Annotated in this window: 23 protein-coding genes and 1 tRNA gene; 9 read left to right on the top strand and 15 right to left on the bottom strand. The window is 72.2% G+C overall.

The features are described 5' to 3' along the window. Nucleotides 1–21: 21 nt before the first annotated feature. From KBY32_RS01605 to KBY32_RS01590, 4 genes are read right to left on the bottom strand one after another with little or no spacing between them, the layout of a single operon-like run. Nucleotides 22–786: an amino acid ABC transporter ATP-binding protein gene (locus KBY32_RS01605; protein ID WP_282107967.1), complete on the bottom strand. Its 765-nt coding sequence runs from the start codon at nucleotides 784–786 to the stop codon at nucleotides 22–24. Between the two features lie 27 nt (nucleotides 787–813). Next, a complete protein-coding gene (locus KBY32_RS01600) occupies nucleotides 814–1764 on the bottom strand; it encodes an ABC transporter substrate-binding protein (protein ID WP_308293645.1) in 951 nt (316 codons plus the stop codon). Next, nucleotides 1761–2300: a GNAT family N-acetyltransferase gene (locus KBY32_RS01595; RefSeq protein ID WP_210978532.1), complete on the bottom strand. Its 540-nt coding sequence runs from the start codon at nucleotides 2298–2300 to the stop codon at nucleotides 1761–1763. Before KBY32_RS01595 ends, KBY32_RS01600 begins: the two co-directional genes overlap by 4 nt. Continuing rightward, nucleotides 2297–3424, bottom strand: coding sequence for an LLM class flavin-dependent oxidoreductase (locus tag KBY32_RS01590; RefSeq protein WP_115507245.1), 1128 nt, complete (start codon nucleotides 3422–3424; stop codon nucleotides 2297–2299). The genes KBY32_RS01595 and KBY32_RS01590 overlap by 4 nt, the downstream gene beginning before the upstream one ends. Nucleotides 3425–3984: 560 nt before the next feature. On the opposite strand from KBY32_RS01590, the gene KBY32_RS01585 reads away from it, so the two are divergent. From KBY32_RS01585 to KBY32_RS01565, 6 genes are all read left to right on the top strand, one after another. Continuing rightward, on the top strand, nucleotides 3985–4989 hold the full coding sequence (locus tag KBY32_RS01585; RefSeq protein ID WP_055619064.1) for an amino acid ABC transporter permease: 1005 nt from the start codon (nucleotides 3985–3987) through the stop codon (nucleotides 4987–4989). Next, nucleotides 4986–6974 (top strand): FAD/NAD(P)-binding domain-containing protein, encoded by a 1989-nt coding sequence (locus tag KBY32_RS01580; protein ID WP_210978531.1) that lies wholly within the window; start codon nucleotides 4986–4988, stop codon nucleotides 6972–6974. Before KBY32_RS01585 ends, KBY32_RS01580 begins: the two co-directional genes overlap by 4 nt. Before the next feature lie 85 nt (nucleotides 6975–7059). After that, nucleotides 7060–7161 carry a putative leader peptide gene (locus tag KBY32_RS35915; protein ID WP_309544710.1) on the top strand — a complete coding sequence of 34 codons (102 nt, stop codon included), beginning with the start codon at nucleotides 7060–7062 and terminating at the stop codon, nucleotides 7159–7161. Nucleotides 7162–7293: 132 nt separating this feature from the next. Next, nucleotides 7294–8403 (top strand): ABC transporter substrate-binding protein, encoded by a 1110-nt coding sequence (locus tag KBY32_RS01575; RefSeq protein ID WP_210978530.1) that lies wholly within the window; start codon nucleotides 7294–7296, stop codon nucleotides 8401–8403. A gap of 42 nt (nucleotides 8404–8445) precedes the next feature. Beyond that, a complete protein-coding gene (locus tag KBY32_RS01570; protein ID WP_210978529.1) occupies nucleotides 8446–9243 on the top strand; it encodes an ABC transporter ATP-binding protein in 798 nt (265 codons plus the stop codon). Beyond that, on the top strand, nucleotides 9230–10141 hold the full coding sequence (locus KBY32_RS01565; RefSeq protein ID WP_210978528.1) for an ABC transporter permease: 912 nt from the start codon (nucleotides 9230–9232) through the stop codon (nucleotides 10139–10141). Before KBY32_RS01570 ends, KBY32_RS01565 begins: the two co-directional genes overlap by 14 nt. On the opposite strand, the gene glpK is transcribed toward KBY32_RS01565, so the two are convergent. Continuing rightward, the gene (gene glpK / locus KBY32_RS01560; protein ID WP_055619069.1) at nucleotides 10131–11672 is read right to left on the bottom strand and encodes a glycerol kinase GlpK; all 1542 of its coding nucleotides are present in this window, start codon (nucleotides 11670–11672) and stop codon (nucleotides 10131–10133) included. The two genes, KBY32_RS01565 and glpK, sit on opposite strands and share 11 nt — an antisense overlap. 38 nt (nucleotides 11673–11710) lie before the next feature. Further along, on the bottom strand, nucleotides 11711–12478 hold the full coding sequence (locus KBY32_RS01555) for an IclR family transcriptional regulator (RefSeq protein ID WP_055619070.1): 768 nt from the start codon (nucleotides 12476–12478) through the stop codon (nucleotides 11711–11713). 145 nt (nucleotides 12479–12623) lie between these two features. Between KBY32_RS01555 and KBY32_RS01550 the strand changes: the two genes are divergently transcribed. Next, nucleotides 12624–13046 carry an ATP-binding protein gene (locus tag KBY32_RS01550; RefSeq protein WP_055619071.1) on the top strand — a complete coding sequence of 141 codons (423 nt, stop codon included), beginning with the start codon at nucleotides 12624–12626 and terminating at the stop codon, nucleotides 13044–13046. 61 nt (nucleotides 13047–13107) lie between these two features. On the opposite strand, the gene KBY32_RS01545 is transcribed toward KBY32_RS01550, so the two are convergent. From KBY32_RS01545 to KBY32_RS01515, 7 genes are all read right to left on the bottom strand, one after another. Then, nucleotides 13108–13181: transfer RNA gene (locus KBY32_RS01545), tRNA-Pro, on the bottom strand. A 42-nt stretch (nucleotides 13182–13223) separates the two neighbouring features. Further along, nucleotides 13224–13475: a hypothetical protein gene (locus KBY32_RS01540; RefSeq protein ID WP_055619072.1), complete on the bottom strand. Its 252-nt coding sequence runs from the start codon at nucleotides 13473–13475 to the stop codon at nucleotides 13224–13226. A 140-nt stretch (nucleotides 13476–13615) separates the two neighbouring features. Then, the gene (locus KBY32_RS01535) at nucleotides 13616–14566 is read right to left on the bottom strand and encodes a catechol 2,3-dioxygenase (RefSeq protein WP_210978527.1); all 951 of its coding nucleotides are present in this window, start codon (nucleotides 14564–14566) and stop codon (nucleotides 13616–13618) included. Next, nucleotides 14563–15618 carry a 4-oxalomesaconate tautomerase gene (locus tag KBY32_RS01530; protein WP_210978866.1) on the bottom strand — a complete coding sequence of 352 codons (1056 nt, stop codon included), beginning with the start codon at nucleotides 15616–15618 and terminating at the stop codon, nucleotides 14563–14565. The genes KBY32_RS01535 and KBY32_RS01530 overlap by 4 nt, the downstream gene beginning before the upstream one ends. Nucleotides 15619–15641: 23 nt before the next feature. Continuing rightward, nucleotides 15642–16346, bottom strand: a complete 705-nt coding sequence (locus KBY32_RS01525) for a 4-carboxy-4-hydroxy-2-oxoadipate aldolase/oxaloacetate decarboxylase (RefSeq protein WP_210978526.1) — start codon at nucleotides 16344–16346, stop codon at nucleotides 15642–15644. Continuing rightward, nucleotides 16343–17092, bottom strand: coding sequence for a PIG-L deacetylase family protein (locus KBY32_RS01520; RefSeq protein WP_210978525.1), 750 nt, complete (start codon nucleotides 17090–17092; stop codon nucleotides 16343–16345). The genes KBY32_RS01525 and KBY32_RS01520 overlap by 4 nt, the downstream gene beginning before the upstream one ends. 71 nt (nucleotides 17093–17163) lie before the next feature. Beyond that, nucleotides 17164–17814, bottom strand: a complete 651-nt coding sequence (locus KBY32_RS01515) for a GntR family transcriptional regulator (RefSeq protein WP_115507256.1) — start codon at nucleotides 17812–17814, stop codon at nucleotides 17164–17166. A 190-nt stretch (nucleotides 17815–18004) separates the two neighbouring features. Here KBY32_RS01515 and KBY32_RS01510 point away from each other — a divergent pair, with 190 nt between their 5' ends. After that, nucleotides 18005–18349 (top strand): cupin domain-containing protein, encoded by a 345-nt coding sequence (locus KBY32_RS01510; RefSeq protein ID WP_210978524.1) that lies wholly within the window; start codon nucleotides 18005–18007, stop codon nucleotides 18347–18349. On the opposite strand, the gene KBY32_RS01505 is transcribed toward KBY32_RS01510, so the two are convergent. Continuing rightward, nucleotides 18339–19343, bottom strand: coding sequence for a LacI family DNA-binding transcriptional regulator (locus KBY32_RS01505; RefSeq protein ID WP_210978523.1), 1005 nt, complete (start codon nucleotides 19341–19343; stop codon nucleotides 18339–18341). The two genes, KBY32_RS01510 and KBY32_RS01505, sit on opposite strands and share 11 nt — an antisense overlap. Before the next feature lie 133 nt (nucleotides 19344–19476). On the opposite strand from KBY32_RS01505, the gene KBY32_RS01500 reads away from it, so the two are divergent. Then, complete coding sequence (locus KBY32_RS01500) at nucleotides 19477–20637, top strand: Gfo/Idh/MocA family protein (RefSeq protein ID WP_210978522.1); 1161 nt, start codon at nucleotides 19477–19479, stop codon at nucleotides 20635–20637. 10 nt (nucleotides 20638–20647) lie between these two features. Here the strand turns inward: KBY32_RS01500 and KBY32_RS01495 are convergent, their stop codons facing one another. Further along, a complete protein-coding gene (locus KBY32_RS01495) occupies nucleotides 20648–21259 on the bottom strand; it encodes a TMEM175 family protein (protein ID WP_210978521.1) in 612 nt (203 codons plus the stop codon). Nucleotides 21260–21483: the final 224 nt, after the last annotated feature.

Genomic DNA, 21483 nt, shown 5'->3' with positions numbered 1-21483 from the left:
GAAGGGGCGGGGACGGAGGGGTCAGAGGACCTTGGACAGGAAGGCGCGGGTGCGTTCCTGCCGGGGCGCGTCGAGGACGGCCGCGGGAGGCCCCTGTTCCACGACGAGTCCGTCGTCCATGAAGACCACCGTGTCGGCGACCTCGCGGGCGAAGCCGATCTCGTGGGTGACGACGACCATCGTGGTGCCCGTGCCGGCGAGGCCCTTGATGACGTCGAGGACCTCGCCGACGAGTTCCGGGTCGAGCGCGGAAGTCGGCTCGTCGAAGAGCAGCACCTTCGGTTCGAGGGCGAGCGCGCGGGCGATGGCCACGCGCTGCTGCTGCCCGCCGGAGAGCTGCCGGGGGTAGGCGTCGGCCTTGTCGGCGAGGCCGACCCGGTCGAGGAGCCGGCGGGCCGTCTCCACCGCCGTGCCGCGTGACACGCGCCGCGCGGAGACGGGGGCCTCGACGAGGTTGTCCAGGACGGTGAGATGCGGGAAGAGGTTGAAGTTCTGGAAGACGAACCCGATGCGGGTGCGCTGCCGCAGGACCTCCTTCTCCTTCCGTTCGTGCAGCTTGTCGCCGACGCGGCGGTAGCCGACAAGTTCGCCGTCGACGCTGATCCAGCCCCGGTCGACCTTCTCCAGGTGGTTGATGGTGCGCAGCAGCGTCGACTTGCCGGAGCCGGACGGGCCGAGGACGACGGTGACCTCGCCCTCCCGGACCCGCAGATCGATCCCGCGCAGGACCTCCAGCGGCCCGAAGCTCTTGTGGACGTTGTGGACGTCGATCATGACGTCGCTCATGGGTCCTCCCCTGTGTCCGCGGGCCGGTCAGGCGTGTTCGGGCGGGTTGATGCGCGAGGCGTCGATCGCGGAGGCCGTGGTGCCCCACTTGGCGAGGATGCGCCGGTAGGTGCCGTCCTCGATGAGGTGGTCGACGGCGGCGCGGAACGCCTTGGTGAGCGGGGAGCCCTTCTTGAAGGCGAAGCCGACGTCGAGGCGGTGGTACTCGCCGAGGAAGCGGGTGTGGGAGGCGGGCTGGGCCGCCTGGTACCGCAGTCCGTTGATGGTCGACATGATGACGTCGATCCGGCCCTGCTGGAGCGCGGTGAGCGTGGCCGCGTTCTCCGAGTAGACCTTCACGTCGTACGGCTTCTTGCCGGCCTTGGCGCACACGTCCTTCTGGGCGGTGAGGGTGGCCTCGAAGGTGGTGCCGGCGCCGGTGCCGATGGTCAGCCCGCACAGCTGCTTCAGGTCGGTGACCTTCTTGACGCTGTCGTTGTCGTCCTTGACGGCGAAGCCCTGGCCGTCGTTGATGTAGGTGACGAAGTCGATCGTCTTCAGGCGTTCGGTCGTGACCCCGAAGTTGCCGGTGCCGACGTCGTACTTGCCGCTGCCGAGGGCGGGCAGGATCGTCTCGAAGGAGGCGTCCTGGCGCTCCAGTTTCAGGCCGAGGACCTTGGCCACGGCGTCGGCGAGGTCGATGTCCTGGCCCGCGGGCGCCTTGTCGGTGCCGTTCGGGTAGTACGCGCCGGGCGGGAAGCCTATGGAGCTGCCGATCTTGAGGGTGCCGGCCTTGCGGACGTCCGCGGGCAGCAGTGCGGCGACGGAGTCCACCTCGCGGACGGCGGCGACCGGGTCGTCGGTGGGCGCGGGCGAGCCCTGGGCGTCCACGGCCGCGCTGCCGGTGTCGCCGGAGCCGCAGGCCGTCAGCGTGAGCAGGGGCAGCAGGGCGAGGGCGGCGATGGCACGCAGCGGTGTGCGCGGGGGGCGGTGGGTCACTGGTCCAGGGCCTTTCCGGGGTGTTCCGGCGCGGTGAGGTGCTTCTCGAAGGGCGCGGTGAGGTGCTTCTCGAAGGGCAGCGGGCCGATGGTCTCCGGGTCGGCCCGGGTGTCGAACAGCGGTGTGTAGCCGGTGGCGAGGTAGAGGCCGCGGGCTTCGGGCTGGCGGGGTCCGGTCGTCAGGTAGACGCGCCGGTATCCGCGCTCACCGGCCTCGCGTTCGAGTTCGGCGACGACCCGGCGGGCGAGGCCGCGCCTGCGGTGCGCGGAGTGCGTCCAGATCCGCTTCAGTTCGGCCGTGGACGGGCCGTGGCGGCGGAAGGCGCCGCCCGCGACGGGCTCGCCGCGCTCCAGGAGCAGCAGGAGCAGGCCGCCCCGGGCGGGGGTGAACTCCTCGTCGGGGTACCGGGAGATCTCGGCGTGCGCGTCCTTGCCGTAGCGGGTGGAGTACTCGTGGGCGAGTTCGCTGAGCAGGGGTGCGACCCGCGGGTCCGAGAGGGGGACGTGGACGACGGTCAGTTCGGGGGCGGAGGTCATCCGGTCACCGCCGTCAGGGTGCGGGGGCCGCGGGCGGCGCGCTCGGCGTCGCGCTTGGCGACCTCCTCGCGGACGATCGGGATGACGTACCGGCCGAAGTCGATGGCGTCGTCGAGCAGGTCGTAGCCGCGCGCGGAGAGGATGTCGACGCCGAGGTCGTAGTAGTCGAGGAGGGCCTGCGCGACCGTCTCGGGCGTGCCGACCAGGGCGTTGGAGTTGCCCGCTCCCCCGGTGGCGGCGGCGGTCGGCGTCCACAGGGCGCGGTCGTAGCGCTCGCCGGCCTCGGCGATGGCGATCAGCCGCTGGGAGCCGGTGTTCTCGGGCGTGTCCCCCCGGTGGTGGCGGACGACCCCGGAGGTGCGGCGTTCGCGGATGGCGCCGACCGTGCGGTGTGCCTTCTCCCAGGCCAGTTCCTCGGTGGGGGCGATGATCGGGCGGAAGGCGACCTGGACGCGGGGGACGTCGGTGCGGCCCGCGGCCTTCGCGGCGGCCTTGACGTGCTCGATCTGCTCGGCGGTCTTCGCGAGGGGTTCGCCCCACAGGCAGTAGATGTCGGCCTCGGCACCGCCGGCCGCGTACGCCGCCGGGGACGAGCCGCCGAAGGAGACGCCGGGGCGGGGCTGCTGGACGGGGAAGACGTCGCTGACGAAGTCGTGGAAGCGGTAGTGGTCGCCCTCGTGGTCGAAGGGTTCGCGGGTGGTCCAGATCTTCTTGACGATCCGGATGTACTCGCGGGTGCGGGCGTACCGCTCGTCCTTGGTGAGGGTGTCGCCCTCGCGGCCCTGCTCGTGGTCGTTGCCGCCGGTGATGAAGTGGACGGTGAGCCGGCCCTCGCTGATCTGGTCGAGGGTGGCGAACGTCTTGGCGGCGAAGGTCGGGTAGGAGACGTTGGGCCGGTGGGCGAGGAGGATCTGCAGGCGCTCCAGACGGCTCGCGATGTAGGCGGCGGCGGGCGCGGGGTCGGGCGATCCCGATCCGTAGGCGAACAGCACCCGGTCCCAGCCGTGCTCCTCGTGGGCGCGGGCGAGCCGGAGCGTGTACTCCTTGTCGAACGCGGGGCCGGAGCGCGGCGTGGTTTCGGATCCGTCGTTGGTGGCGGCGATGCCGAGGAACTCCACGGGCATGGATGCGTGCCTTTCAGCGGGGCGGCGGCCTGCGGGCAGGCGGAACTGCCCTGCGGCGGCGCGCGGGTGAGAGACCGTCAGAACGACGGCGGGGTACGGGCGTGACGACGACGGACGTCGGTGGAGAGGGAGCTGCGGCAGCGCGCGTGAGAGGAGAGCTCGGCCCGCGACGGGGTCACCGAGGGAGGGAAGGGCCGGTCAGGCGGCCCGCTGCCGTGTCAGGCGCAACACGCCGCGGACCACACCCGACCGAAGTCGATGTGATCGCGCGTGACCAAGCGCTGCTGGGCAGTCATGGGGACAATTGAGCAGTACATCGTCCGGCCCGTCAAGCAGCGCCCGTATGCCGGACCGGGCCGGACCCCGGGCGTTCCCGGCCTGTTGACAGGGCGATGCCAGGGGCACATACGATCGAACCGGACCGGCTGTGCGCTGTACGGCAGCCTCTCCGGCCGCGTTGAGGGACGCGGCGAGCGTGACGACACCGGACGACCCCGGCACCCCCGTGCGTGCCGGTGGTCACCCACGCCCGCGTTCCCCTCCTCCCGGAGAGCCCTCCCATGGTCACCTCGCCCGAAGTCTCCTCCCGCCCTGCCGCGAAGGGCCCCGCCGCCTCCCCACCACCGGACGCCGACCCGCGGATCGTGCCGCGCCGGCACACCGGCCGGTGGCTGACCGCCGGCCTCGCGCTGCTGCTGTTCGCGATGGTGGTGAACTCCGTCGTCCGCAACGACGCCTTCCAATGGGGCGTGGTGGGCCGGTACTTCACCACGACCGCCGTCCTCGACGGGCTGCTGCTGTCGCTGTGGCTGACGGCCCTGGTGATGGTGCTGGGCTTTCTGCTCGGCACCGTGCTCGCGGTGATGCGGCTGTCGGCGAACCCGGTGCTGCGCACCCTGAGCTGGGGCTATGTGTGGATCTTCCGGTCCACGCCGCTGCTGGTGCAGCTGCTGTTCTGGTTCAACATCGGCGCGCTCTATCCGACGCTCGGCCTCGGCATCCCGTTCGGCCCGCAGTTCCTCACCGTCAAGACGGTCAATCTGCTCGGCCCCACGCTCACCGCCGTCATCGGTCTGACCCTGCACGAGAGCGCGTACGCGGCCGAGGTGGTGCGCGGCGGCATCCTGTCCGTGGACGGCGGGCAGACCGAGGCCGCGCAGGCGCTCGGGCTGAGCCGGGGCCGTACGCTGCGGCGGATCGTCGTCCCGCAGGCGATGCGCTCCATCGTGCCGACCGCCGGGAACATGCTGATCGGCACGCTGAAGGGCACCAGCATCGTCAGTGTGCTCGCCGTGCACGACCTGCTGTACTCGGTGCAGCTGATCTACAACCAGACCTACCAGATCATCCCGCTGCTCATGGTCGCCACGCTGTGGTACATCGCGGTGACGACGGTGCTCAGCGTGGGGCAGTTCTACGTCGAGCGGTACTACGCGCGCGGCAACTCCCGTGCCCTGCCGCCCACTCCGCTGCGACGGGCGCGGGACCAGGTGCGTCTGCTGCGGCGCCGGCTGGGCGCGGCGACCGCGTCCGACGCCCGCCCGGCGATCGGCGGTGACCGGTGAGCGCGTACTCGGCGAGCGGCTCCGACACGGCGGTGCTGGTCGTCGTGGGCGCGGGACCGCGTGCCACGGGGCTGCTGGAGCGCATCGCCGCGAACGCCCCCGAACTCTGGGACGGGCGAGGCCGGTTGCGGATCCATCTGGTCGACCCGCATCCGCCGGGGCCGGGCCGGATCTGGCGTCAGCAGCAGTCCGCGCTGCTGCGGATGAACTCCATGGCGGAAGACGTCACCATGTTCACCGACGAGTCCTCCACCCTCGACGGACCCGTCCGGCCGGGGCCCTCACTGGCCGAGTGGGCCGCCCAGTTCTCCGGCACGGGTCCGCGCCACGCGCCCTACGCCGAGCCCGCCGACCCGGACGTCCTGGCCGAGCTGCGCACCCTCGACGGCTCCGACTTCCCGACCCGGCGGGCCCAGAGCGCCTATCTGGACTGGGTGTTCCGCCGGGTGCTGACCGAACTGCCGCCCGGGATCACGGTCGAGTGGCACCGCACCACGGCGACCGCCGTCACCGGCCCGGCGGACGGGCCGCAGGAGGTGCGTCTGGCCGGCCGGGCGGACCCGCTCGTCGCCGACGCCGTGGTCCTCGCACAGGGGCACCTCGGCTCGACGCCGGCCGACGAGCACCGCGCCCACGCGGAGTTCGCCCGCCGCCACGGTCGTTTCCATCTGCCGCCGGAGTTCTCCTCGGACGCCGACCTGTCCACGCTGCGACCCGGCGAGCACGTCGTCCTGCGCGGCTTCGGGCTGGCCTTCGTCGACCTGATGGCGCTGCTCACCGAGGGCCGCGGCGGCACGTTCCGCACCGAGGCCGACGGCTCGCTCACCTATCTGCCGTCCGGCCGGGAGCCGGTCCTGCACGTCGGCTCGCGGCGCGGGGTGCCGTACCACTCGAAGACGCGCTACCGGCTCCAGGGACCCCGGCCGCCGCTGCCCCGCCACTTCGGACCGGAGGCCGTCGACGCGCTGCTCGCCGAGGGCCGCCCGCTGGAACTGCGGCGCGACGTCTGGCCGTTGATGGCGAAGGAGATCGGCTTCGGCCACTACCACGAGCTGTTCCACGCCCACCCCGGGCGTACGACACTGCCGTGGACGGAGTTCGCCGCCGCCTACGACCGTCTCGGCTGGTACGACGACGCCATGGCCGAGCTCGTGGCACGGGCCGTGCCCGCTCCTGCGGACCGGCTGGACTTCGAGGCGCTGGACCATCCTCTGGACGGTCTGACGTTCCCGACGGCGGAGGCGTTCCAGGAGCATCTGCGCGCCCATGTCGCCGCCGACGTCGCCCGGCGCGAGGACCCGGCGTTCAGCGCCGACCTCGGGGCGTTCCTCGCGCTGCTCTCGGTGTACGGGCAGCTTCCGCGCCTGCTCGCCGCCGGACGGCTGACCGCGCCGTCGGTCGCGGCGGAGCTGGACGGCTGGTGGCACGGGTTCTTCAGCTTCCTGGCGTCCGGGCCGCCCGGCTTCCGGCTGCGGCAGCTGCTGGCCCTCTCGCGCGCCGGGATCGTCCGCTTCCTGGGCGCCGGCGTCCGGGTCGGCACCGACGAGGAGACCGGCACCTTCACCGCGTCCAGTCCCACGGTGCCCGGGCACACCGTCCACGCGACCGCCCTGATCGAGGCGTATCTGCCGGGCCCCAGCCTGGAGCGCACCGAGGACCCGCTGCTGCGCGGGCTGCACCGGGCCGGCGCGCTGACCGAGGAGGTCGTCGCCGACGCCGGGCACCGGCACCGCTCGGGGCTGCTGGCCGTCGTGCCCACGGACGGGCATGTCCTCGACCCGTCCCTCGGCGGCCCGCACCCGCGCCGGATCGCGCTCGGCGCTCCGACGAACAGCCGTGCCGTCGCCGCGTTCGCCCGTCCCCGCACCGACGCGCCCGGTTTCCGGCAGAACGACGCCGTGGCACGCGCTCTTCTGCGCGCCCTTCGCGCCGCCCCCGTGACCAGCACAATCTCAGATGATGAGAAGGAAGTGTCCATCATATGAAAAGCCTCTTGGGGTAGCGCCCACCTTCTGCCACGATCCCCATCAACCAGGTAGGAAAACTATGGATCTGCGGGGTGGGGTGGCCATGAGTGCGCACGACCACGCAGACCTGTGCCGTCTGCTGCTGACCTCGCGCCGGCACATCGACTTCGCCCGCACGTCCAGCGCCATCTGTCGGAAGCGCTGACGCCCCGCGCGGGACCAGTCCGCACCGTTCCTGGGTCACCCCCGCCGCCCCGTCCGGGCCGGCGCTCCCCGCGGCGCCCGATGTACGCGCCGCCGTTCTTTCCTGCTCACTCATCCCTGAGAGGACACCTCCGTGTCTGCCGCACGCCCGCTCACCACCCTGCGCACCGTCGCCGTCATCGCGGCGCTCCCCCTGCTGCTGACCGCCTGCGGCTACGGCGCCGAATCCTCCGACGACAGCGGCAAGCAGGCCGAGGTCGCGGCGGACGCCAAGAAGCTCTCCGCCGACACGGTGAAGATCGGCTACTTCCCGAACCTCACCCACGCCACCGCCCTGGTGGGCGTCCAGGAGGGCCTGCTCCAGAAGGAGCTCGGCGGCACCAAGATCAAGCCGTCGACCTTCAACGCCGGCCCGTCCGAGATCGAGGCGCTCAACTCCGGCTCCATCGACATCGGCTGGATCGGCCCCTCCCCCTCCATCAACGGCTACACCAAGGCGCAGGGCAAGAACCTGCGGATCATCTCCGGTTCGGCCTCCGGCGGCGTGAAGCTCGTCGTCAACCCGAAGAAGATCAAGTCCCTGAAGGACGTCAAGGGCAAGAAGATCGCCACCCCGCAGCTGGGCAACACCCAGGACGTGGCGCTGCTCAACTGGATCTCCGAGCAGGGCTGGAAGGTCGACGCCGAGAGCGGCAAGGGCGACGTCTCGGTCGTCCGCACCGACAACAAGATCACCCCGGACGCCTACAAGTCCGGTTCCATCGACGGCGCCTGGGTGCCCGAGCCGACCGCCTCCAAGCTGGTCGCCGACGGCGCGAAGGTGCTCCTCGACGAGTCCGACCTGTGGCCCGACAAGAAGTTCGTGATCACGAACATCATCGTGTCGCAGAGCTTCCTGAAGGAGCACCCGGACGTCGTCGAGGCGGTGCTGCGCGGCTCGGTGAAGACCAACGAGTGGATCAACGCCAACCCGGACCAGGCGAAGGCGTCCGCGAACAAGGCGCTGGAGAGCCTGTCCGGCAAGGCCCTGCCCGCGAAGGTGCTCGACCCGGCGTGGAAGTCGATCGCCTTCCTGGACGACCCGCTGGCCGCGACCCTCGACACCCAGGCGGAGCACTCGGTGGCGTCCGGCCTCCTGGACGAGACCGACCTGAAGGGCATCTACGACCTCCGTCCGCTGAACAAGGTCCTGAAGGCCGAGGGCAAGGACGCGGTCGACGACGCCGGTCTCGGCGTCAAGTAACCGCACCACCGCATCCGTTCAGTCCCCCAGGAGGTGACGACCATGGCCACCACGACGGCCACGACCGAGAAGGTCGCCGAGGACGTCCCGGCGGCGCCCCGAGCCGCCCGGATCGAGCATGTCTCGAAGTCCTTCGCCGGCCCGGCCGGGCAGCAGCTCGTCCTCGACGACATCACCCTCGACGTCGCCCCCGGCGAGTTCGTCACCCTCCTGGGGGCTTCCGGCTGCGGCAAGTCCACCCTGCTCAACCTGGTCGCCGGCCTCGACCGGCCCAGCGCGGGCACCATCAGCACCGACGGCCGCCCCGCCCTGATGTTCCAGGAACACGCCCTGTTCCCCTGGCTCACGGCCGGGAAGAACATCGAACTCGCCCTGAAGCTGCGGGGCGTGGCGAAGGCCGAGCGGCGCGAGCGCGCCGAGGAACTGCTCGAACTGGTCCGGCTGAAGGGCGCGTACGGCAAGCGGGTGCACGAGCTGTCCGGCGGCATGCGCCAGCGCGTCGCCCTGGCGCGGGCGCTCGCGCAGGAGAGCCGGCTGCTGCTGATGGACGAGCCGTTCGCGGCGCTGGACGCCATCACCCGGGACGTCCTGCACGACGAACTCACCCGCATCTGGCGGGAGACCGGCGTCTCGGTCCTGTTCGTGACGCACAACGTCCGCGAGGCGGTGAAGCTGGCCCAGCGGGTCGTGCTGCTGTCGTCGCGGCCGGGGCGGGTGGCGCGGGAGTGGAGCGTCGGCATCCCGCAGCCCCGCCGGATCGAGGACACCGCGGTGGCCGAACTGTCCGCCGAGATCACCGAAGAACTGCGTGGGGAGATCCGCCGCCATGGCCGGCACTGACAACGGCGTCGACACCAAGGTCGACACCAGCAAGAGCGGCACCGAGGACCTGGCCGGGCTGGAGGCCGGGCTCGACGCCCTGGACTCGGTGCAGGTCCGGCGCACCCCGCTGCGCGAGACCCTGGTCCGCAAGGTGCTGCCGCCGGTCACGGCGGTGGCGCTGGTCCTGGCGGTGTGGCAGGTGCTCGTCTGGGCGGAGGTCGTCCCCGCCTACAAGCTGCCCTCGCCGTCCGAGGTGTGGGGCGAGCTGCGGGACGCCTGGCTCCAGGGCACGCTGCTCGACTACATCTGGACGTCGGTCTCGCGCGGTCTGCTCGGCTTCCTGCTGGCGCTCGCGATCGGCACCCCGCTCGGGCTGATCGTCGCCCGGGTGCGGTTCGTGCGTGCGGCGATCGGCCCGATCCTGTCCGGGCTTCAGTCCCTGCCGTCGGTGGCCTGGGTGCCGCCGGCCGTGCTGTGGCTGGGCCTGAACAACTCGATGATGTACGCGGTCATCCTGCTGGGCGCGGTGCCGTCGATCGCCAACGGTCTCGTCGCGGGCATCGACCAGATCCCGCCGCTGTTCCTGCGGGCCGGGCGCACGCTGGGCGCCACGGGGCTGCGCGAGGCCCGGCACGTGGTGATGCCGGCGGCGCTGCCCGGCTATCTCGCCGGACTGAAGCAGGGCTGGGCGTTCTCCTGGCGCTCGCTCATGGCCGCCGAGATCATCGCCTCCTCCCCCGACCTGGGCGTGGGCCTCGGCCAGCTCCTGGAGAACGGGCGGAACAACAGCAGCATGTCCCAGGTCTTCCTGGCGATCTTCCTGATCCTGCTCGTCGGCATCGCCATCGACCTGCTGATCTTCAGCCCGCTGGAGCGCCGGGTGCTGCGCGGCCGGGGCCTGCTGGTCACTCGGTGACGGAGGGCCCGCGGCTCTGCGGGCGCGGGGGAGTACGGACCCAGCCGAGCGAACGCTCGACGGCACGCTGCCAGGACTCGTACTCCCACTCCCGCCGTTCGGCGTCCATGTCGGGCAGCCACTGAGCGGCGCGGTGCCAGTTGCGCCGCAGGACCGCCAGGTCCGGCCAGTACCCGGCGGCGAGCCCGGCGGCGTAGGCGGCGCCCAGCGACACCGTCTCGGCGACCAGCGGCCGTACGACGGGCACGTCGAGGACGTCGGCGAGGATCTGCATGAGCAGATGGTCGGAGGTCATGCCGCCGTCCACCTTGAGCTGTTTCAGGGCGAGCGCGGAGTCGGCGTTCATCGCGTCCACCACCTCGCGGGTCTGCCAGCCGGTGGCCTCCAGGACCGCCCGCGCGAGATGCCCCTTGGTGATGTACGAGGTGAGACCGACGATCACGCCCCGGGCGTCGCTGCGCCAGTGCGGCGCGAACAGGCCGGAGAACGCGGGGACGATGTAGCAGCCGCCGTTGTCCTCGACGGTGCGGGCCAGCGTCTCGATCTCGGGAGCGCTGTGGATCAGGCCGAGCCGGTCGCGGAACCACTGCACGAGGGAGCCGGTGACGGCGATCGGGCCCTCCAGCGCGTACACCGTGGGCTGCTCGTCGATCTTGTACGCGACCGTGGTGAGCAGCCCGTGCTCGGAGCGCACCAGGTCGGTGCCGGTGTTCATCACCAGGAAGCTCCCGGTCCCGTACGTGCACTTCGCCTCCCCCGGTGAGAAGCACGTCTGCCCGAACAGGGCCGCCTGCTGGTCGCCGAGGGCGGCGGTGATCGGGACGCCGGGAAGTACGGCGCGGGCCTCTCCGTAGCGCTCGGCGGAGGAGCGGATCTCCGGCAGCATCGCGCGCGGCACCCCGAAGAAGTCCATGAGCGCCGGGTCCCAGGTGAGGGTGCGGATGTCCATGAGCATCGTGCGGCTGGCGTTGGTGGCGTCCGTGATGTGCAGTCCGCCGTCCTTGCCGCCGGTGAGGTTCCAGATCAGCCAGCTCTCGATGGTGCCGAAGAGCACCTCGCCGTCCTGGGCGCGCCGCTCCAGCCCGTCGACATGGTCGAACAGCCAGCGGATGCGGGGCGCGGAGAAGTAGGTCGACGGCGGCAGCAGGCAGTGGTCGAGGAAGAAGTCGTCGCCGGGGTCCCGGCGCAGCTCCTCGACGTAGGGGGCGGTGCGGGTGTCCTGCCAGACGATCGCGCGGCCCAGCGGGACGCCGGTGCGCGGATCCCACAGCACGGTCGTCTCACGCTGGTTGGCGATCCCGACGGCGGCGATCTGGTCGGGCGTGACCTGGGCGTTCGCCAGGGCCTCCGGAACGACGCGCTGGAGGTTGCGCCAGATCTCGACGGCGTCGTGCTCGACCCAGCCGGGCTGCGGGAAGAACTGCTGGTGCTCGCGCTGGGCGACGGAGACCAGCCGGCCGCCGTGGTCGAACAGGATGCACCGGGTGGAGGTGGTGCCCTGGTCGATGGACATCACGTACCGCTCCACCATGATCGGCCCTCCTTCCGCCGTGTCGTGGGTGCCCGGCCCTACCAGCGGGCCGCGCCGAGATCCCTGGAGATGGCGCGCGCCGCCTCCCGCAGCACGGTGATCAGGGCCGGCTGAGGCCGGCCTTTGGTGTCGCAGATCCGCTCGACGGCGCCGGACACGCCGATCGCTCCCACGACGAGGCCTCCCTGTCCCCGGATCGGGGCGGCGATCCCGGCCTCCCCCATGCTCATCTCCTGCACCTCGGCGCCCCAGCCGAGGTCCCGTATCTCGGCGAGCGCCCGGTGCAGGTCGGAGAAGTGGACGAGGGTGTGCCGGGTGTAGGCCTCGGGCTCGGTCTCCAGCAGCGGCTCGACGGGGGCCGCGCCGAAGGCCAGCAGGACCTTGCCGAGCGAGGAGGCGTGCAGCGGGAGCAGCGCGCCGACGTCGAGGGTCTGGAGGGTGTCGTCGGGCCGGAAGACATGGTGGATGACGAGCACCCTGCCCTCCAGGGGCGTGCCGAGCCGTACGGCCTCACCGCTGCGGGCGGCGAGGGCGTCGGCCCAGTTGATCGAGCGGGACCGCAGTTCGTTGACGTCGAGATAGCTGGTGCCGAGGTGCAGCAGGGCCGCCCCGAGCTGGTACTTGCCGGTCGCCGGGTCCTGTTCGACGAAGTCGACGTGCTGCAGGGTGCGCAGGATGCCGTGGGCGGTGCCCTTCGCGAGACCCAGGGAGGAGGCGACCTCGCCGAGGCCGAGCCGGCGGGAGCCCCCGGCGAGCAGTCGGAGGATCGCCGCGGCCCGCTCGATGGACTGGACGGGGCCCGCCATGCATCGAGCGTAGTCCGATTTATCCCTTGAGGGACTCTCGTTCGGTAATGCCGACCCGGGTTCGTTGACCGGGTTGCTTCGCCTTTCTACCGTTTCACATCACGCCCGCTTTCCGTCCGGCAGGCTTCCCCGAGGAGGAGGACCGATGATCACTGCGCAGCTGTGTGCCGCGCCTTCGGGGGAAGTCGAGCACCTGTTCAGCCTGCCGCACACGCCGGGAGCGGTGGGCGGCGTACGGCGCCGGGTCCGCGATGTCCTGGCCGACTGGAATCTGCCGGCGGACGCCGCCGCGGACGTCCTGCTGGTGGTCTCGGAACTGATCACGAACGCGGTCGTGCACGCCCTGCCGCCCGCGACGCTGCGGGTCTCCCGCGATCAGGGGGACACCTGTGCGGCGGTCCGCGTCGAGGTGACCGACACCGGCCCCGCGGCCCAGCCGTCCGCGGTCGACCCCGACGAGCACGGCCGGGGCCTGGACATCGTCAGCACACTGTCCGAGCGGTGCGGGGTACGGGTGCAGGCCGGCGGGACGTGCCGATGGGCGGAGCTGCGGGTGACGGAGGGCTGACAGAGCCCGCGTATGCGAAAGGGCCTCCGCGGACTCTCGCCCGCGAAGGCCCCGTACACCGTCGGGACGACAGGATTTGAACCTGCGACCCCTTGACCCCCAGTCAAGTGCGCTACCAAGCTGCGCCACGTCCCGGTGCCCGTCACACGGTGAACCGTGTGATCACGCAGGTCAACCCTACCTCATGGGCGGAGCCGCGCCGACGGGCGGCTCCTCCGGGCACACGGGCGCATCCGGGTCGGCCATGGGGTGCGCGGGTCGGCCGGCCGGACCCCGGGCGGCGATGCCGCGCGGGGTCCGGTTCGGGCTCCAGGACATGCCCCCGACGAACCCCGCCATCAGTACGGTCACCAGTGCGACCACCCACCAGGGCAGGCCCGCCTTCGCCATATAGGCGACGACCGCCACCAGCGCGAGAAGTGCCACCACGTCCGCTCCCCCTTCAGACATACCTCATAGGCCCCCGTGGTCCCGGGAGCTGCCACACGTCACGGCGGGCATATGACGCAACAATACGCGATACCGTCGTACAACCCACTTCGGACCATCTGTACATATGACGGACCAGTTCATATGACAGGCGGGGTCCCGTGGGTGTGGAAGGATTCGATGGTCTTCAGGCCCCAGGCCTGGCCCTTCTTCCGCTCCTCCTCGGTCCAGGTGATCAGCGGCCAGTCCGGGGCGAGGACGAGGCGGGTCAGCGGGTTGCACAGCTCGATCCGGTTGCCGCCGGGCTCGTACACGTACAGGAAGAACGTCTGCTGGATGGCGTGCTTGTGCGGGCCGGTCTCGATGAACACCCCGGTGTCGATGGCGAGATCGGCGGCGCGCAGCACGTCCTCGCGGGTGTCCGTCGCGAAGGCGATGTGGTGCAGCCGTCCGGAAGTGCCCGTCCAGTCCTCGGTGTAGACCACGTCGTACGACTTGTCGGTGAAGGTCAGCCAGCGGGCGGCGGTCCGGCCGGAGTCGAGTTGGATCTGCTCGGTGGGCCGGGCCCCGAGCACGTGTTCCTGGAACCCGGCACTGGCGAGCACGTCGGCGGCGAGGAAGTTGACGTGGTCCAGGCGCCGGACGCCGACACCGCGGTTCGGCTTGGCCTGGGGCTGGTTCTTCAGAGCGGGGCGCAGAGGCGCGGGCGCCCGGTAGTGCTCGCTCTCCCAGTACAGGGCGTGCTCGTGGCCGTCGGGGTCGGTGGTGACGTAGAGCCTGCCGAGCCCGGGCTCGTCCTCCACCCAGGTGCCGGTGCCGCCGGTCTCCTCGACGGCCTTCACCCGGCGGTCGAGCGCCTCCTCGCTGGAGGTGCGCAGGGCGAGCCGGCCGATCCCGGGGCGGTCGCGGGCGGTGAGGACCAGGCTGTGGTGCTCGTAGTCGTCGAAGGTCCGCAGATACACCGTGCCGCCGTCCTCGCCGTTCACGGTGAGGCCGAGGTAGTCGGTGAAGAAGGTGACGCTGGCGTCCAGGTCGGGCGTGAACAGCTGGGCGTGGCCGAGGTGGGCGATGTCGCCCAGCGGCGGGGTCATCGGGGGCCTCCGGGGATCGGGGCGGGGCGGGGGAAGACGGTGCCGTCGAAGATCTTGCGGGCGGTGCGGACGACGGCCGTGCGGCGGGCCGTGGGACGGCCGGCGGCGTCCGTGCCGAGGCCGCACTCGAGGTCGAGGTGGCCCGTGGGGTGCTCGACACGGACGTGGTCGCCCGTGACGGGGAGCCGGGCCAGGTCCGCGCCGACCGCGCCGTCGAGCCGCAGTCCGGCGGCGACGCTCGCGGCGCCGAGCACACCGATCGAGGGGTGGCAGCGGACGGGGATGAAGGTGCGGGTGCTGACGGCGCCGCCGTGCCGGGGTGGCGCGAGGAGCGTGAGCTTGGGGACGGTCGCCGTGGACACGTCGCCGAGGCCCATCCGTACGGCGGCCTCGCGGCGCACGGCGCGCAGGCGCTCGGCGAGCGCGGTGTCCTCCTCCAGCTCCCGGGGTGTCTCGTAGCCGGTGACGCCCAGGGAGGCGGCGGCGATGAGCACGGTCGGCATGCCGTTGTCGACGCAGGTGACGGGGACACCGGCGGCGCGGTCGCGGACGTTCCCCGTGGGCAGCAGCGGACCCTCGCCGGGCGGGAACTCGATCACCACGGGGGCGGCCGTGCCCGGCACTCCGGAGATCTCGGCGTCGCCGGTGTACCGCACCCGGCCGCCCGGCGTCGGGAAGGTGGCCGTGGCCAGGTCGCCGGAGTTGACCATGCGGATCCGGACGGAGGTCTCCCGCTCCCCCGCCGGGACGAGTCCGCGCTCCACGGCGAACGGGCCGACCCCGGCGAGGAGGTTCCCGCAGTTCTGACGGTCACTCACCTCTGGCAGGTCCACGGCGACTTGGAGGAAGAGATAGTCCACATCGGCCCGCGGGTCGGCGGAGGGCGACACCACCGCCACCTTGCTGGTGAGCGGGTGCGCGCCGCCCAGGCCGTCGATCTGGCGTCCGTCGGGGCTGCCCATGATCCGCAGCAGCAGGGCGTCCCGGGCCTCGGGGTCGGCGGGGAGGTCTGCGGCCAGGAAGTAGGCGCCCTTGGAGGTGCCGCCCCGCATCAGCAGACAGGGCACGCCCTCGGTCACAGTCGGGCCCCCTCGTACTCCTCGTACGTGCGGTAGACGACGCCGAGGCGGGCCAGGGTCTCGCGCAACCCGTAGCGGTCCAGGCCGAGTTCGCCCTGGAGGAACGCGGCCCTGGTCGCGGCCTCCTTGGCCTCGCGGGCCTCGGCCCGCTCCACCGTCGCGCGGGCGCGCTCGCGCGGGACGACGACCACCCCGTCGTCGTCGGCGAGGATCACGTCGCCGGGGCGGATCACCTGGCCGTCGACGGCGACGGGCACGTTGACCGAGCCGCCGGTCGCCTTGACGGTGCCCTGCGCGGAGACCGCTCGGGACCAGGCGGGGAAGCCCATGTCGCGCAGCGCCTGGGTGTCCCGGATACCGGTGGTGAGGACCACTCCGCGCACGCCGCGCCGCTGGAGCGCGGTGGCGAACAGCTCCCCGAACAGACCGTCCGTGCACGATGAGGTGGTGGTGACGACCAGGAGGTCGCCCGCGCCGCACTGCTCCACGGCGGCGTGGAGCATCAGGTTGTCCCCGGGCCAGCTCAGCACGGTGACGGCGGTGCCTGCGACGCGGACGCCCTGCTGGACCGGCCGGATGTCCGGGCCCAGCAGGCCGGTGCGTCCCATGGCCTCGCTCACCGTCGCCACCCCGAAGCCGGCCAGCGCGTCGACGTCCTCGAGGTCGGCCTTCGGCGGGCCGGTGACGATCACGCCGCTCATGCCAGCTCCTTCGCGATCTGCGGGTAGGGCCGCATGTACGCCTCGGCGAGGGTCCGGTGGGCGAGGCCCAGGTTGGGTCCGGCGTTGCGCCGGAGCTGCACGCCCCGGCGCACGGCGAGGTCGGTGTAGTAGTCCCACAGGTGCCGTTGGGCGGCCAGGCACTCCATGGCCTTGCGTTTGGTCTCCCAGACCTCGGTGATGTCGAGCAGCACCTCGGGCCGGAAGCCGCTCATCTCGGGCTGGTGCGGCTCGAAGTAGAAGACGGGCGGTGCGCCGATGACCTCGCCGTCGGCGGGGTAGCCGATCGCCTGGGCAAGGATCCGGGCCTCGAGGGCCATGCGGTGGGCGGCCGGGTGGTCGCCGTTGTACGGGTCGTCGGCGGGGTGGGTGAGCACCACGTCCGGCTGGGTCTCCCGGTACAAAGCCACGAGCCGGTCGGTGAGTTCGGGGGTGGGGAGCAGCGGGTGGTCGCCGGCGTCGAAGAAGCGGACCTCGGCGCCGAGGGTGGCGGCGGCGCGTTCCGCCTCGTCCCGGCGCAGTGCCTTGATCTGCGCCAGATCCCTCCCTTCGCGCCAGGCGCGGGCGGACTCGCCGCGTTCGCCGAAGGTCAGGCAGGCGATGGTGACCTTCTCGCCCCGTGCGGCGGCCAGCGCGATCGCTCCGCCGGCCCGCCAGACGAAATCGCCGGCGTGCGCGGTGACGACGAGCGTCGAGCGCGGGGTCGTGGGGGCGTGGGCATGCGTCATGACTGCTCCTCCTCCGGTGACAGTGGGTGCGCCCGCCCGCGCGCCGGCTCAGCGCGGCCGTCGGGTGCGGCTCACTCGCGCAGCGCCTCGATGACGCCGGCGAGGTGGGCGCGGACGGCCGCCTCGGCCGCCTGCGGGTCCCGGGCCCTGATCGCCTCGATCATGGCCAGGTGTTCGTCCAGGGAGTGCTGCGGACGTCCCGGTCGCAGCGCCAACTGGAAGCGGTGACGCACCAGTTGGGCGTTGAGCCGCTCCAGGAGCTCCACGGCCGTGCGCTGGCCGGAGAACTCGCGGACCTTGGCGTGCAGTCGCTGGTTCAGCTCGGAGTACGTCATCGGTTCGCCGTCGGCGACGGCCTTGGTCATCGCCCGGCCGAGCTCGTCGAGTTCGTCCAGCTGCGCGTCGCTCGCGGCGACGGCGGCCTTGGCCGCGCAGAGCCCTTCCAGCACCATGCGGCACTCGGTGATGGCGACCGCCTCCTCGACGCTCACCACCCGTACGCGCGAGCCGCGGTTGCGGATCCGCTCGACGAGTCCCTGGGCCTCCAGGTCGATGAGTGCCGCGCGGATGCTGGCCCGGGTGACACCGAACCGCTCGGCGAGTTCGTTCTCCACCAGCCGCTGGGCGGGCGCCATCTCGCCGTGCAGGATCGCCTCCCGCAGCCGTGCGAGCGCATGCTGCTTGGCCTGCTCCCCGGTGCTCGGACGGGCTTCGTTCGGCATGTGCTCCCCCTGGGTGAGTGCCAGTCGAACGTAGATCCAGCCAGACAGGATTGTCAACAATTTTGTACGCGGTCCGTTCGCATGTCCTGCGACCTGCGCTTCGGGCGCGACGGAGTGTCCGCCCCATCCCTCCAACGCCCCACACTGTGTCCGGGCCGGGCGGCCGTTGCCCGGGGTTAGGGTCGGCCGCATGACGCACAGCTTCGCTCTTCACATCCCCGACGCCGAGCTCGAACCCGAGCCGCTGGCGCCCGAGCAGATCGTCTCCGGGACGCCCGAGGTGACCGGGAAGGTGGTGTGGGAGTCCCCCGACGGACGTCAGGTGCGGGGCATCTGGCAGATCACGCCGGGCGTGGTCACCGACACCGAGGCTGACGAACTCTTCGTCGTCGTCAGCGGTTCGGCCACCATCGAGGTCGAGGGCGGACCGACGCTTCAGGTCGGGCCCGGCGACATGGCCGTGCTGCGCGAGGGCGACCGTACGACGTGGACGGTGCACGAGACGCTGCGCAAGGCGTACGCGATCAACTTGTGAGCGGGCGGCCCGTCGTGCCCCGGACCTCCAGCGTGGGCGCGGCGAGCCGGACCCCGCCCGCTCCCCCGGTGCCGGCGAGCCGGTCCAGCAGACAGCGGGCGGCGCGCCGGCCGACCTCGTGGCTGGCGTTGTCGACCGTGGTCAGCCAGACGTGCCGCAGCCGGGCGATGCTGGTGTTGTCGTAGCCGACGACCGACAGGTCGCGCGGCACCCGCAGCCCCGACTCCTCGGCGGCCGACAGCGCGCCGATGGCGCAGATGTCGTTGACGGCGAAGACGGCCGTCGGCCGGTCCGGGCCGCTCAGCAGCCGGACCGTCGCCCGGTAGCCGCCCTCCTCGGTCATGTCCCCGGCCTCGACGAGGGCCCCGTCCGCCAGGCCGTGCGCGCGCATCACCGCCTCGAAGCTGCGCCGGCGCAGCTCGCCGACCGCCCCGTAGCCCGCGATGTGCGCGATCCGCCGGTGGCCGAGGCCGATGAGGTGTTCGGTGACCAGACGGGCGCCGCGCTCGTCGTCGTTGGCGACCACGTCCACGCCCGCGGGGGCCGGTTCGCAGGCCCCGGCGACCACCACGGGCAGGCGTGCGGCGGCCTCGGCGAGCGCCGCCGGGTCGGGCAGCGTGCCGACGACGACCAGTCCGTCGACGCGCAGGTCCAGCAGGGGGCCGGCGGGGTCCTGGCCGGTACGGCGGTTGAGGCGGGCGTCGGCCAGCAGCATGTGCAGACCGTTGTCGTGCAGCAGGGAGTTCAGGCCGTCGAGCAGGTCGACGAACCAGGGGTTGCGCAGGTCGTTCAGCAGGACGCCGACCGTGCGGGTGCGCTGTTCGCTGAGGCTGCGCGCGGCGGCGTTGGGCCGGTAGCCGAGCTCGCGCACGGCCCGCAGGACGGCCTCGCGCCTCTCCGGGCGCACCTGCTCGGAGCCCCGCAGCACCAGCGAGACCAGCGACTTCGAGACGCCGGCGCGGTCGGCGACGTCACGGATGGTCGGCTGTCTCATGGGGATGGACCGTTCCATGCGTTCGGGGCGCTTGTCAAAGGGCGGCGCCACACGGGAGGGGGGTTGACACCGGTCAGCGCGGCGAACCATGGTGGCCCGGACAGAGAATGGACCGGTCCAATGAGGGGCTGCAATGGTGGACACGCTCGGCGTCGCCGTCGTCGGATTCGGCTGGATGGGGCGCGTGCACACACAGGCGTACGCCCGCCTCCCGCACCACTACCCGGACCTGCCGCTGCGCCCGGAGCTGGTCACGGTCGCCGAGGAGGTGCCGGGCCGCGCCGAGGAGGCCGCCGCACGCTTCGGGTTCGCCACGGCGACCCGGGACTGGCGCGAGGTGGCCGCCGACCCGCGCGTCAAGGCGGTCAGCGTCACCGCGCCGAACTTCCTGCACCGGGAGATCGGTGTGGCGATGGCCGAGGCCGGCAAGCACCTCTGGATCGAGAAGCCGGTCGGGCTGACCGCCGCGGACGCCCGGGCCGTGGCCGACGCGGCCGCCCGGGCCGGCGTGCACAGCGCCGTCGGCTTCAACTACCGCAACGCCCCCGCCGTCGAGGCCGCCCGCGACCTCGTCGCGTCCGGCGAGATCGGCACCGTGACACATGTGCGCATCCGCCTGTTCAGCGACTACGCGGCGCATCCGCAGGGTGCGCTGACCTGGCGGTACGAGCGGGAGCGCGGCGGCAGCGGCGTGCTGGGCGACCTCGCCTCGCACGGTGCCGACCTCGCCCGCTTCCTGCTCGGCGACATCGCCGCGCTGACCGCCGACACCGCGGTCTTCGTCCCCGAGCGGGCCCGTCCGACCGGCGCGACCGCCGGGCACACCCTGGCCACCGGCGAGCTCGGCCCGGTCGAGAACGAGGACTACGTCAACTGCCTTCTGCGGTTCGCCTCCGGCGCGCGCGGTGTGCTGGAGGCGTGCCGGGTCTCGGTCGGCGAGCAGAACAACTACGGCTTCGAGGTGCACGGCACCCGGGGCGCGGTGTTCTGGGACTTCCGCCGCATGGGCGAGCTGCGGGTCAGCCGTGGCACCGCCTACCAGGACCAGCCGGTCGCCACCGTCCGTGTCGGGCCGGGCGACGGCGAGTTCGGCGCGTTCCAGCCGGGCGCGGCGAACGCCATGGGCTACGACGACCTCAAGGTGGTCGAGGCGTACCGGTTCCTGCGCTCGATCGCCGAGGACACGCCCTACGGCGCCACGCTGGACGACGCGGTGCGCAGTGCGGCCGTACTGGACGCGATGGTGCGCTCGGCGGACAGCGGCAGTTGGGTGGACGTGACCCCGGAGGGCTGAGGGCCCGCGCTCAGCGCGCCTTCTGTGACCGGCGCCCGATCACCACCTTGATGGGGGCCATGGCCGCCCAGAGCCACATGGCGGCCGGGCCGTACACGAGGGCGAGGGGCACGCTGGCGACGAACACGACCACCGTCACCGCGAGGTCGAGGACGTACAGCCGGAACCCCTCGGGCGGTCCCGCAGGGCCGCGCAGCCAGGGGCGCCGGGCCAGCAGGAGGACCACCGCGAGGTCGGCGGCGCCGAGGGCGGCCACCGTCGCCGCGTACACGGCGACCGACTCGGGCTCCCGGCCGTACTCGGCGAGGAGTTTGGTGGGGAAGGGCAACAGGGCCGCGACGCCCAGGCCGAGGATCGACAGGCCGATCAGCTGCCCGTCGACCTGCCGGACATAGCCGAGGATCCGCCGGTTCTCCCGCCAGTACGCGCCGAGCACCAGCACGCTCAGCGCGTACGCCGCGAGGTTCGGCAGGAGCTCGCGCAGGGCGTCGGCGTACTCGTGGGAGGGCAGGTCCGGTGGGACGGAGAAGTCCAGGACGAGCAGGGTCAGGGCGATGGCGAACACGCCGTCGGCGAGCGCCACCAGCCGCTCCGGGCCGCCGTCCGGGATCGAATTCCACATGCGCCCGACGGTAGGGGCTGGCCCGTAGTTCCCGGTGGATCAGCGCGCGGCGTCGGATGCGGTGCATCGCAAGGCGGAGGGCCGTCCGCATACTGGACGTATGCGGACGACCCGACAACGCGGCGAGGTGCCGTAGCTGACGCCGCGCGCCCGCCGGGAATTACGGGACAGCCCTTAAGGGAGCCGGGGGCCGGCCGCGCGGCGTACACGCCCGGGCCGGTCCT

It is taken from the genome of Streptomyces sp. RK62, assembly GCF_018070255.1.
GTDB classification, from domain to species: Bacteria; Actinomycetota; Actinomycetes; order Streptomycetales; family Streptomycetaceae; genus Streptomyces; species Streptomyces nigra.
The sequence above is the reverse complement of the archived record's forward strand: the minus strand, read 5'-3'. Positions and strand labels throughout refer to the sequence as shown.